The following is an 11437-nucleotide window of genomic DNA, read 5'->3' as shown; positions in this document are numbered from 1 at the left end:
CTGGGGGAGCGTGCTCACCGGCCTCGCCGCGGGGCTCCCCCAGGCCATCCTGGCCAGCTGGTTCGACAACCCCATGCTCGCGCGTCGGTTGAGCGCGCTGGGCGCGGCGTTGGACGTGCCGGTCGCGCGGGCCACCCCCGAACTCCTCGCCGACAGCGCGCGGCGCGTCCTCGAGGACGAGGAACTGGGTCGCGGCGCCCGCCGGATCGCGGCGGGGATCCGTTCCCGGCCCGCACCCGGGGAGCTCACCGTCGAACTGGAACGGTTGGCCGCGCGAAGGGGGTCCGTACGGGCGGGGGCTGCCACCGGAGACCCCCGCCCCTCCGAGCGATGAGGGAGGCGGGGACGGTCTCCGTCGGCGATCTCCGTGCGGTTCGAGGATGGTGTACTGGGCCGGAGACGGAGTACACGGCGGCCGGCGCGGAAGGCTCCGGCCGAGGCCGGGTCGACGTGGGGGCGGAGTGGGAACGGTTCGTCGGGATCATCGGGATCACTGGAGTGTGAAGGCCGTGAGGGGCAGGGAGAGCACCGTACGACTGGGCGTTCTGGGGTGTGCCGACATCGCCTGGCGGCGGGTGCTTCCCGCCGCCGTCGACAACCCGCGTACGGAACTGGTGGCCATCGCCAGCCGTGACCCCGAGAAGGCGCGCAGGTTCGCGGAACGGTTCGACTGCGACGCGGTGACCGGGTACGAGCGCCTTCTGGAGAGGGAGGACCTCGACGCGGTCTACATCCCCCTCCCGGTGGCCCTGCGCAGGGAGTGGGTGGCACGGGCGCTCACCCGCGACCTGCACGTCCTCTCGGAGAAGCCGTTGACCACCGACCACGCCGGCGCCGCCGAACTGGTCGACCTCGCCAAGAGCCGGGGCAGGGTCCTGCGGGAGAACTTCGGGTTCCTCCACCACTCCCAGCAGAGCCGGGTGGGGGAGATGCTGGACTCCGGCGCGATCGGTCGGGTCTGCTCCGTCGACAGCGAGTTCGGGGTGCCCCGGCGCCCTGACCACGACATTCGTTACGACCCGACTCTCGGCGGGGGAGCCCTGCTGGACGTGGGGGTCTACCCCTTGCGTCTCGCGCAGTACTTCCTGGGCACGGAACTCCGGGTACGGGGCGCCGTACTGCGCCACGACCCCGATCGTGGGGTGGACGTCGGCGGCTCGGTCCTGTTGGCGGACGCCCACGGGGCCTCCGCCCGGCTCGCCTTCGGTATCGGCGTCCAGTACCGGAACTCCTACGCGATCTGGGGCACCGGCGGAACCCTCTCGGTGGACCGCGCGTTCACGCCGCCCGCGGAGATGCGACCGGTGTTGCGGCTGCGTGAGGGACAGGGGGAGGAGACCATCGAGGTGGAGGCCGATCACCAGTTCGCCAACGTCCTCGGTGACTTCGCGACGGCGATCGAGTTCGGAGAGCGGCCGGGTGTGCCCGAGACGATCCTCGACCTGGCGCGGTTGTTGGACGGGGTGCGTCGGGCGGCGGGGGAGCCCTGAGCGGCCCGGTCCTCACGTCGCGCGGTGTCGTAGGGCGAGCTCTTCGAACACGGGGACCATCTCGGCCGGGAGGGGACGGGTCCGTGTCTCCTCGGACAGCCGTCGGGCCTCCTCCTGGAAACCCGGCTCGTCCAGCAGCCTGATCAGGCCGCGTCGAACACTCGCGGCGGGCGACTCGGGCGCGCTCACGATCCCGGCGCCCTGACCGGCGAGCAGCTCGGCCCGCAACAACGAGTCGAAGTGCATCCAGGGTCTGAGCGGCAGTTGGGGGACGCCCTCATGGAGCGCGTTGCCGAAGACATTGAAACCGCCGGTGTGGATCACCGCCGAACACGTGGGCAGCAGCTCGTGGAGGGGAACGAAGTCCACGAGAACGGCGTTGTCCGGAGCGTCGACCGAGCCCCGCCACGGGCCGGCCCCCGCGACCACGACCTCCACGGGGAGGTCGGCCAACACGTTCAGGATCTCCTGGAGCTCCTCGGGGGTGGCCGAGGGGAAGAGGGGCTGGCGCGCCGAGGTGGTGCTGAGCACGAGGCACACCCGTGGCCCGCGCGGCCTCTCCCGGAAGCGGCGGGGGAGGACGGCGCGTCCGCTGTAGGGGACATAGCGCATCCTCAGGGGGTCGGGTCCGCCCTGGAGCCGTGCCCAGTCCGGTAGCAGGTCGACGGTGAAGTGCCCCAGGGAGAGGGTCTCGGAGAAGGGGACCCCGTAGCGCGACGCCCACGTGCCCAGCCAGTGGCCCAGGGGATCGTCGTCCTCTTCCGGGACGTCCGAAGTTCCGAGGTTCCGAGCGTCGTCGGCCCGGTGGACGTCCAGGAACCGGTTCCTCAGCCAGCCGTAGTAGTCCTGCCCGGGAAGGAAACGCGCGTGGGCCGCCCCCGCGGCCTCCGCCGCGATCGGCGCGGCGGGGAACATCGGGTCCCAGAGCACGAGGTCCGGTCGCCAGGAGCGGCAGAAGGCGGTGAGGTCGGTGATCGTGGGGCCATGGATCACGTCCGCGGACTTGACCTGTCCCTCGACGAGTTTCAGGAGCAGCTCCCGGGTGTGCTCTCCCTCGATGTACTCACGTTTGATGACGAAGCGGTCCCGCCCGGCGGTGCCCGAGGCCTCCTTGCGTCGCATCAACTCCCACCCCCGATAGGGCTCGCCCACGGGGACGAAGGGCAGACCCGCCGCCGCGGCGTGGGGAGCGGACTCCGGATGGCCCGCCACGTGGACCGTGTGTCCCGCGGAGCGCAGCGCCCAGGCCGTCGGCACCATGAAGAGCAGGTGGGATTGGAGCGGAAAGTTCGCGAAGAGCACGCGCATGTCGTTCCCCGGGGTCGGTGGTCGTTCATAGGGCCGGTCGTCCGAGACGGTGGACGGTGCCCGGTTCGGGCATTCGGCTGTAACGCCGGCGGGACAACGGTCGGCCCCCCGGCGGCGTGCTCACCCCGTGAGCATCGCGTCGGCCACCAGCCGCAGCGCGACCTCCCGGGCCCGGGCGCTCCCCGTGTGGAACTCGATCATGAGCTCGTCGGCGCCCGCGTGTTCCGCGAACCACCTCAGGTAGCGGGCGGTCTCCTCCGCGGCACCGATGGCGGAGTAGGTGTAGCGCTGAAGGAACCGTCGCCCGAGCGGTGAATCGAAGGCCGCGCGGGTCTCCTCGGCGTTCGAACGACCCGACGACAGGGCCGGGGAGAGACGTCGCCGGGCGGCCCATACCTCCTCCTGCGCCTGAGCCCCGGTCTCCGCGGCGGTGACGTTGACACCGGCGATGAACCACGGCTCGGCGCACTGCGGGGAGGGACGGAACTCGGAGCGGTAGACGCGCGAAGCCTCCTCCAACGGGTCGGGCGTGAAGTGCGAGGCGAAACAGAAGGGCAGGCCCGAGGAGGCGGCCGTCCGGGCCGCGGCGACCGATGAACCCAGCAGGTACAGGGGGACGCGGGTGCCCGTACCGGGGAAGGCCCGTACGGACTCCTCCCCGTGGTCGTCCGGGGAGTCCCACAGATGGCCCCGCAGTTCGGCGAGGTCCTCCTCGTAGGAGTCGGTGCGGTCGGTGCTTCTGCGCAGTGCGCGGGAGGTGTGCGCGGGCCCGCCTACCCCGCGCCCCACCCCCAGATCGATCCGGTCCGGGTGCAGCGTCGCGAGGGTGCCGAAGTGCTCGGCGACCACGAGGGGGGAGTGGTTCGGCAGCATCACGCCTCCGGCGCCCAACCTGATGCGATCGGTCCGGCAGGCCGCGTGGGCGATGAGGACGCTGGTCGCGGAACCCGCGTAACAGCCCTGATTGTGGTGTTCGGTGTACCAGAGCCTGTGGTAGCCGAGCCTCTCGGCGTCGCGGGCCAGCTCGATCCCCGATTCGACCGACTCCGCGAGGGTCGCGCCGGCGAAGATCGGGAGGGGGTCCACCAGGGACAGGGGGACGGGCAAGGCGGTCTCCTTCATCGGTGCTGCGGTCCGCTCCGCACGGGGATGGTTATCGTAGGTCCGCCCGCGCGCCGCTCCCTCCGGCCGTCGGCCTCGGGTCGGTGGCCACCACGGTGAGGGCGCCCCCGCGTCCAGGAGAGGACCGACCGATGACCAGTCCCCCCGATGGTGAAGTGCGAGCGGACGCGTCGGGAGGGGGCCGAAGCGTCGGAACGGTGGTCCCCAGGACCGGATCCACCCCTGTCCCCATGGGGTTCGGCATCGTGCCGGCCGACGGGACGATGGTCCGCCCCGGTGGCCGGGCCGTCGTCGGTGGTGACCCCCCGGGCGTCCTCCACCTCTCCTCCGATGAGGCCGAGGCCCTGGCCGGACTCTGGGACCGGCGGGTGGAGACCGTCGAACAGGGCCTCGTGGCCCGTCGCCTGATCAACGCCGGCTGCGCCCATCCCCGGCCCCCCGCGCCCCCCGAGCGGTCGCGGACCGCCGTGGTCATCCCGGTCTTCGGCCGTGTCGACGACCTGGATCGGCTCCTTCGTGCGCTCGGCGATCCCGGGAACGTCGGGACGATCGACGAGGTGGTCGTGGTCGACGACGTCTCCCCGGACCCCGAGGCCGTCGCCGCGATCGCCGCCCGCCATGGTGCGACGCTGGTCGTCCGGTCCGAGAACGGGGGGCCCGCCGCCTCCCGTAACTCCGGGTTCGCGGCGTGCGCCGGGAAGGTCGACTTCGTGGCCTTCGTCGACACCGACTGTGTGCCCGGACCGGGGTGGCTGCCACCTCTGCTCGCCCACTTCGCCGACCCCGAGGTCGGCGCGGTCGCTCCGCGGATCCTGCCCGTGGCGACCGGGGATCCGCTGCTCGCCGCGTACTCGGTCTCCCGTTTCCCTATGGACATGGGGGAGACGGAGGCCCTGGTGAGGACGGGTACGCGTATCGGTGTCCTGCCCACCTGCACGATGGTCGTGCGGTGCTCGGCCGTGGACGGGGTTCCCTTCGACGGGGGCCTGCGTTGCGGCGAGGACGTGGACGCCGTGTGGCGTCTGGTCGACGCGGGCTGGAGCGTGCGCTACGCCCCCGACGTCCGGGTGAGCCACACCGAACCGGTGTCGTGGCGCACCTACATGTCGCGCAGGTTCCATTACGGGAGGGCCTCCGGACCGCTCGCGGTGCGGCATCCGGACCGGATCTCCGCCGTCATGCTGAGGCCGGGCCCCACGGCCGCCGCCTTGGCCCTGACGGCCCTTTCCCCCGTGGCGGCCGGAGCGGTGCTGGGCGCCGCGGTGCTGGGGCTGTCGGATCGACTGCGTCGCGAGGGCGTGCCCGAGTCCGTCGCGGAGGTGGTGACCGCGAAACCGGTCGGCGCGGCCATGATCGGCATGGGGCGCGCCCTGATCCGTCTGGGGTTCCCGGTCCTGCCCCTGGTGCTGGTCCGGCGTGCCGGTCGGGGACGGAGGATCGCCGTTCTGGGGGCCCTGGCCGTCGCTCCGGCGCTACGTGACTGGCTGGCCCTCCGACCCCCCGTCGACCCGGTGCGTTGGACATTGGTGGGTCTGGCCGACGACCTGATCCATGGAGCCGGGATGTGGTCCGGTGCGATCCGCGAGCGGACCGCCGCGCCGCTCCTGCCGCGTCTGTCGGGGCAGAGGTCCGGTGACGGTGTCCTGATCCGGAGCGGGCGCTCACGCAAGTGAGAAGGCCCCGGAGGTGGCGACGCGATGTCGGTCATCTCCGGGGCCTCGGCCGTGGGCGCCGGTTCCAAGGGGCGTCGACCTTGTCACGCACCCTGGGGTCGGCGGCCTGGACGGCCCTCGGTCCTACAGGGTCTGCGCGACGCTGCAACTACCGATGCTGTAACCGCTGCACATGAGCGGGGTCTCTTCCGAGGCGAGTTCGAGCTCCAATTCCTGGAGCGCGAGGATGTCATTGAGAGTCAAGGCGATATCACCTCCTGTGTAGGCGGGTTCGGAAATTCCTGTGTGTCCTACAGGGTCTGGGCGACGCTACAGGTACCGATGCTCAGGCCGCTGCACATGAGCGGGGTCTCTTCCGAGGCGAGTTCGAGCTCCAATTCCTGGAGCGCGAGGATGTCATTGAGATACAAGACGAAGTTCCTTTCAGTGATCACTTGACGCGGGGTGAGGAAGATTCGCCCATGATCTTACAGGTCGTGGGCTTGCGACTAAAGAGTCTGGGCGACGCTACAGGTGCCGGCGCTGAGGCTGCTGCACATGAGCGGGGTCTCTTCCGAGGCGAGTTCGAGCTCCAATTCCTGGAGCGCGAGGATGTCGTTCATGGGCATTGTTCTTCGGCTCCTAGAAGTGATGGGACGATTTCTGAAAGGCGAGCGATCGGACTTCTCCGACGCCTGCCGGTACAGCTCGAGGCTCGTCCATTCGAGTGCCTCGGTGTAGAAATTAACCCAAGGCAATCTCGATGGAAACCCGGTTTTGAACACCGATTCGGGGATGGCTTGTTCGGGCAGGTCACAGCGGCCGGTATTCGGCCGGAACCCGGTCGCGGTGGGTCCGGGAGAGCGCGCGGCGCCCCCGCCGGACCCACCCGAGGGTCAACGTGTCCCGCCCGCGTGCTTCTTGACGAACTCGATGATCGAGGAGGCCACGTAGTCGATCATCTCCTCGGTGAGGCCCGGGTAGACGCCGACCCAGAAGGACCGGTCGGTGATGACGTCGCTGTTGGCCAGGGTGCCGGAGATCCGGTGGGGCCGATCGATGTAGGCCGGATGCCGGGTCAGGTTCCCGGCGAACAGCAGACGGGTGCCGATCTTGCGCGCTTCCAGGAAGGACACGAGCGCGGCGCGGTCGAAGGGGGCGTCGGGATCCACGGTCAGAACGAAACCGAACCAGCTGGGCTCACTGCGTTCGGTCGCCTCGGGCAGACGGAGCCACGGAACGTCCTCCAACGCCTCGCGCAGCCGGCTCCAATTGCGGCGTCGGGCCGCCACGAACTCGTCGAGCCTGGTGAGCTGGCTGAGGCCGAGCGCCGCCTGGAGGTCGGTGTTCTTGAGGTTGTAGCCCACGTGGGAGTACGTGTACTTGTGGTCGTAGCCTGCGGGAAGGTTCCCCATCTGGAAGCCGAACCGGCGGAAGCAGGCGTCGCTCTGCCCCGGATCGCACCAGCAGTCGCGCCCCCAGTCGCGCATCGATTCGACGATCCTGGCCAGGGGGAGGTTCGAGGTGAGCACGCACCCGCCTTCTCCCATGGTGAGGTGGTGGGCCGGGTAGAAGCTCACGGTGGACACGTCCCCGAAGGTGCCCGTGAGCCGACCGTCGTAGGTGGACCCGACCGCGTCGCAGTTGTCCTCGATGAAGAAGAGCCCGCGATCCTCGGCGAGCTGCTGGATCTCGGTGGACTCCAGGGGGTTGCCCAGTGAGTGGGCCAGCATGATGGCCCGGGTCCGGGGGCCGATCGCCTGGGCGATCTGATCCACGGTGGTGTTGTAGGTGCCGATCTCGACGTCCACGAACACGGGGACGAGCCCGTTCTGGAGGACCGGGTTCACCGTGGTCGGGAAGCTCGCCGCGGCCGTGATCACCTCGTCGCCGGGGAGCAGCCGCTCGTCCCCCAACAGGTGGGAGGTGAAGGCGGAGAGCGCGAGCAGGTTCGCGGACGATCCGGAGTTGGTCAGGTGCGCCTTGCGCAGACCCAGATAGCGCGCGAACGCCGACTCGAAACGCCTCGAGTGCGGTCCGGCGGCGATCCTCATGTCCAGGGCGGCCTCGACCAGGGCCGCCCTGTCGTCCTCGGTGAGTACGGCGCCGGAGGTCCAGATCTCGGTCTCGCCCGGCACGAACCCGGTGTCCCGGTCCATCTCGCGGTGATAGGCGCGGACACTTTCGAGGATCTGTGCTGGTCGTTCGCTGGTCTCCATCCGACTCCTCCTGAGTGGGGGCGGTCTCGGTGGGCTTCGAGACGGCGGGGCACGGCGGTGTTCACGTCACGGGGCGTCCGGCGGGACGTCCGCCGCGGGTGGTCTCAACGGGTCTCTTCCCACAGGGGCAGGAGTCCCGCGGCGGCGGCCTCCGCGACCCCGTTCGCCCGAGCGTCCTTCTCCGACATCAGGGGCCGTTCGGTGAACCCCCAGGGGAGGGCGAGCTCGGGGTCCAGGGGATCGACGTCGACCTGTGTGCCCTGCACATGGGCGGTGGACAGCACGTAACAGATACAGGTGTCGTCGGCCAGGGAGAGGAACCCGTGGCCCACCCCCGGAGGTACGTAGACCGAGCGTCCCGAGGCCTCGTCCAGCGAGGTGACGTGGTGCTCGCCGAAGGTCGGTGAGCCGATGCGCAGGTCCACCACGATGTCGCGTACGGCGCCGCGTACACACGTCACCAACTTCGCCTGTCCCGGGGGCACGGTCACCGAGTGGACGCCCCGCAGAGTGTTGCGGCGGGAGACGGAGTAGTTGATCTGGTGCGGTCGGAAGGGAGCCTCCCCCGCCGCCTCGACGTCCTCCGTCCGGATGCCCTCGTAGAAGACACCACGCTCGTCGGGTATGCGGGCCGGATCGAAGATGAGCACACCTGGGATGGCGGTCCGCGAGATGTCGGCTGCCACGCTTCTCCTTTCACCCGGGTGCGGTGGTCCGCCGGAGCGGGTTCCATGGACCGAAGACCGCAGAACGCTACTACTCCGCGGCGGTCCGCCGTGCCCGGGAACGGCGTGCCTCCTCCAACAGATCGGACAGGGAACGCTCCAGATCCCTTCGCGGACGCCACGACAGCAGCTCGCCGGCGGCGCCGATGTCCATCCGTTGCCACCGGGGATCGGAGCGGCCCGTCTCCGAGGCCCGCTCGACGATGTCGAGGGGAGCGCCGCTCAACGCGATCATCCGTTCCACCGCCTGTCGCACGGGTATCGCCCGCCCGCAGCCGACGTTGACGACCCGTCCTCTGACCGAGGCGAGGGGCGCGGTCGCCGCGGCCAGGACCGCCTCCGCGACGTCGCGCACGTCGACGAAGTCCCGTTGCGCGCGCAAGGGGGTCAACCGCAGCCGTGGACGTTCGCCGGAGGTCCGGGCCCGCTCGGCCGCCTCGACCAGGCTGTGGGCGACCGTGCCCAGGAGGCTCTGACGTGGGGCTCCGGGGCCCACCACGTTGCCGATACGCAGCACGGTCCCGTCCAGTCCCCGGGTACGGACGGCTTCGATGACCGCGAGGGTGGCGCGGAGTTTGGCCGCCGCGTAGGCGCCGACCGGCCGGGTCGGGCCGTCCTCCAGGAAACCGGTCCCGACCTCGCCGGTCCCGTACTCGTGGATGCTGCCCAGGTGGACGAGCCTCGGGGGTTCGGGTGCCGCGGGCAGGGCGTGCGCCAACCGCTCCACGGCCTCGGCGTTGACCGCGAGGAGTTCGCTCGGCTCGCCGCCGTGGGCCCTTCCGGCGGCGTTGATCACGACCCTCGGGGCGTGGTCGTGGACGAGCCGGACGAGTTCGGCCTCGGTCGCGGACGCGAGGTCCATCGGGACCGAGTCGTCGGGCGTACCTCCGGCCGGAGCGTTCCTCGACACGGTGACGACCCGTGCCCCCGCCGAGCGCAGGGCGGCGCACACGTGGCGGCCGAGGAATCCGGTGCCGCCGAACACCAGGACGCGCTCTCCCGACAGGTCGGAGAAGCTCTGCTCGGACGGGTCGTACCGGGGTGCGGTGCCCATGGCCCTCTGGTTCGGATGTCTCGCCGGCGGGACCACCGGGGTGGTCGCACCGGGCCGTGTCGATGTCGGGGGAGAGTGTGCACCGGACGGTCCGGCCGCTCAACCTCGCGGCCTCGATCGGGGCCCGGTCCGGCGTTCGGCCCGGTGCTAGGGTCTGCCTGCTCATCGGCACGGAACGACCCAGACGAGATAGCAGGGGTGTCGGCGTGATACTTCCACACATCCACACGCCCGGAATCGCACTTGAGGCCACTCGGACCAGGACCGGCCGCGAGGTCCACGCCGAGTTCGCGGACCGGGGGGTGCGGGGCATCGATCGACGGGACGTGCTCTCGTCCCCCACGATCTGGCCGAACCGGCGCATGCAGGAGATCTCCGCGCAGTTCTTCGTGCGCGTCGGCGAGGAACGCGCGCTCCTCGGCTACGTCTCGCTGCACGAGTTCAACCCGAACAGCGGGTACGTCAAGTGCGCGGTGACCGTGGACCGGGAGGCCCCGGAGGACGTCCACACCGCGGTGGTCGCCCTGACCGTGAACTACGCGTTCGCCATGTGGAGCATCCGCAAACTCTACTTCTGGACCCCGGAGCCCGAGGTACGCGGACTGGCCGCGACCGGGGCGGTCCCGGCGAGGGAGGGCACGCTCCCCGAGCACCTGCTGGACGAGGGGACCCTCCGCCCGGTGAACGTGTTCGCCCTCTACCGCGCCCAGTGGGAGGAGACCGGCGTGGCCTTCGTCGAGTCCCTGGTCGCCGGGGCCGGGACCCGGGAGTACCTCGTGGACCGGGGGACCTCGTGAGCGCCCCTTCGGAGGTCGCCCCGGACATGGCCATCTCCACCCGCGGACTGCGCAAGGTCTACGGGGAGATCGAGGCGGTCAAGGGCGTCGACCTGGACGTCGGCCGGGGCGAGATCTTCGGTCTGCTCGGCCCCAACGGTGCCGGGAAGTCCACGATGATCCGGATGTTGTGCACCCTCACCGAGCCCACGGGCGGTACGGCCCTGGTCGCGGGACACGACGTGGTCGCCGCCCAGGAGGAGGTGCGTCGTGGGATCGGTCTCGTGTTCCAGGAACAGACGCTGGACCTCTACCTGACCGGCTGGCAGAACCTGCGTTTCCACGCGGACATCTACGGCGTCCCCAAGGGTGTGGCCGATGAGCGCGTCGACGAGGCGCTGGAGATGGTCGGCCTGGTCGAGCACCAGCACAGGGTCGCCGGGTCCTACTCGGGGGGCATGCGGCGCAGGCTGGAGATCGTCCGTGCGATGTTGCACCGTCCCGCCGTGCTGTTCCTGGACGAGCCCACGGTCAGCCTCGACCCGCAGACGCGCCAGGTGATCTGGGAGGGCATGCGGGAGAACAACCTGCGCGACGGGACCTCGGTCTTCATGACCACGCACTACCTGGAAGAGGCCGAGAACTGCGATCGCATCGCCATTCTGGACCGGGGCGAGATCGTCGCCCAGGGGACGCCGCGCGAGCTGAAGGCCGGTATCGGCAGGGACCGCGTCGAGTTGATCTCCGCCGATGGCGCGGAGCTCGGTAGGGCGCTCCAGGAGGAGTTCGGCGTCACGGCCTCGGTCGAGGGCGACAAGGTCGTGATCCACGTGGCCGAGGGGGAGAGGTTCCTCCCCGAACTGTTCGCGCGGCTGAGCACCGGTATCCGCTCGGTCTCCGTGACACCGCCGTCGTTGGACGACGTGTACCTCGCCTATACGGGGACCGGCTATCGCGTCGATGGTCACCCCGATCCGGAACCCGAACCGAGGCCCGCGAAGGCCTGAGCCGGGGGTGCCCCGGTCGGGGCGCCGAGGGCGTGGAGGAGGACGTGTGCGCGTAGTGATCGCCGCGCAGGCCGAGCGGACCCA

10 protein-coding genes are annotated in these 11437 nt (G+C 70.4%); 5 read left to right on the top strand and 5 right to left on the bottom strand.

Annotated features, from left to right (window positions below; all coding sequences use genetic code 11):
* Both TR33_RS25535 and TR33_RS25530 read left to right on the top strand, forming a co-directional pair.
* Positions 1-334, top strand: a 334-nt coding sequence (locus TR33_RS25535) for a nucleotide disphospho-sugar-binding domain-containing protein (RefSeq protein ID WP_369386060.1), incomplete at its 5' end; no start/stop codon positions are given.
* Between the two features lie 175 nt (positions 335-509).
* The gene (locus TR33_RS25530) at positions 510-1490 is read left to right on the top strand and encodes a Gfo/Idh/MocA family protein (protein WP_234305966.1); all 981 of its coding nucleotides are present in this window, start codon (positions 510-512) and stop codon (positions 1488-1490) included.
* Positions 1491-1502: 12 nt separating this feature from the next.
* Here TR33_RS25530 and TR33_RS25525 read toward each other — a convergent pair whose 3' ends face one another.
* Both TR33_RS25525 and TR33_RS25520 read right to left on the bottom strand, forming a co-directional pair.
* Complete coding sequence (locus TR33_RS25525; RefSeq protein WP_042286020.1) at positions 1503-2798, bottom strand: nucleotide disphospho-sugar-binding domain-containing protein; 1296 nt, start codon at positions 2796-2798, stop codon at positions 1503-1505.
* 120 nt (positions 2799-2918) lie between these two features.
* On the bottom strand, positions 2919-3920 hold the full coding sequence (locus tag TR33_RS25520; RefSeq protein ID WP_017533168.1) for an LLM class flavin-dependent oxidoreductase: 1002 nt from the start codon (positions 3918-3920) through the stop codon (positions 2919-2921).
* A 230-nt stretch (positions 3921-4150) separates the two neighbouring features.
* On the opposite strand from TR33_RS25520, the gene mftF reads away from it, so the two are divergent.
* Positions 4151-5593: a mycofactocin biosynthesis glycosyltransferase MftF gene (mftF, locus tag TR33_RS25515; protein ID WP_017533169.1), complete on the top strand. Its 1443-nt coding sequence runs from the start codon at positions 4151-4153 to the stop codon at positions 5591-5593.
* 875 nt (positions 5594-6468) lie between these two features.
* On the opposite strand, the gene rfbH is transcribed toward mftF, so the two are convergent.
* The 3 genes from rfbH to TR33_RS25500 all read right to left on the bottom strand — a co-directional run bounded on the left by rfbH (position 6469) and on the right by TR33_RS25500 (position 9570).
* A complete protein-coding gene (gene rfbH / locus TR33_RS25510; RefSeq protein ID WP_014908459.1) occupies positions 6469-7791 on the bottom strand; it encodes a lipopolysaccharide biosynthesis protein RfbH in 1323 nt (440 codons plus the stop codon).
* Positions 7792-7895: 104 nt separating this feature from the next.
* Positions 7896-8477, bottom strand: a complete 582-nt coding sequence (locus TR33_RS25505; protein WP_017533173.1) for a dTDP-4-dehydrorhamnose 3,5-epimerase family protein — start codon at positions 8475-8477, stop codon at positions 7896-7898.
* Positions 8478-8547: 70 nt separating this feature from the next.
* On the bottom strand, positions 8548-9570 hold the full coding sequence (locus tag TR33_RS25500) for an NAD-dependent epimerase/dehydratase family protein (RefSeq protein WP_042286017.1): 1023 nt from the start codon (positions 9568-9570) through the stop codon (positions 8548-8550).
* 206 nt (positions 9571-9776) lie between these two features.
* On the opposite strand from TR33_RS25500, the gene TR33_RS25495 reads away from it, so the two are divergent.
* On the top strand, positions 9777-10367 hold the full coding sequence (locus TR33_RS25495) for a hypothetical protein (protein ID WP_017533175.1): 591 nt from the start codon (positions 9777-9779) through the stop codon (positions 10365-10367).
* 26 nt (positions 10368-10393) lie between these two features.
* The gene (locus TR33_RS25490; protein ID WP_014909297.1) at positions 10394-11353 is read left to right on the top strand and encodes a daunorubicin resistance protein DrrA family ABC transporter ATP-binding protein; all 960 of its coding nucleotides are present in this window, start codon (positions 10394-10396) and stop codon (positions 11351-11353) included.
* Positions 11354-11437: the final 84 nt, after the last annotated feature.

Source organism: Nocardiopsis alba (assembly GCF_000710955.1).
Lineage (GTDB): Bacteria > Actinomycetota > Actinomycetes > Streptosporangiales > Streptosporangiaceae > Nocardiopsis > Nocardiopsis alba.
This window is presented reverse-complemented; position numbering and strand designations above follow the sequence as displayed.

What these genes read in the sequence shown, in the direction of transcription:
- mftF (WP_017533169.1), top strand. Translation starts at nt 4,151, where the DNA reads ATGGGGTTCGGCATCGTGCCGGCCGACGGGACGATGGTCCGCCCCGGT.
- TR33_RS25490 (WP_014909297.1), top strand. Translation starts at nt 10,394, where the DNA reads ATGGCCATCTCCACCCGCGGACTGCGCAAGGTCTACGGGGAGATCGAG.
- TR33_RS25520 (WP_017533168.1), bottom strand. Translation starts at nt 3,920, where the DNA reads ATGAAGGAGACCGCCTTGCCCGTCCCCCTGTCCCTGGTGGACCCCCTC.
- TR33_RS25500 (WP_042286017.1), bottom strand. Translation starts at nt 9,570, where the DNA reads ATGGGCACCGCACCCCGGTACGACCCGTCCGAGCAGAGCTTCTCCGAC.
- rfbH (WP_014908459.1), bottom strand. Translation starts at nt 7,791, where the DNA reads ATGGAGACCAGCGAACGACCAGCACAGATCCTCGAAAGTGTCCGCGCC.
- TR33_RS25525 (WP_042286020.1), bottom strand. Translation starts at nt 2,798, where the DNA reads ATGCGCGTGCTCTTCGCGAACTTTCCGCTCCAATCCCACCTGCTCTTC.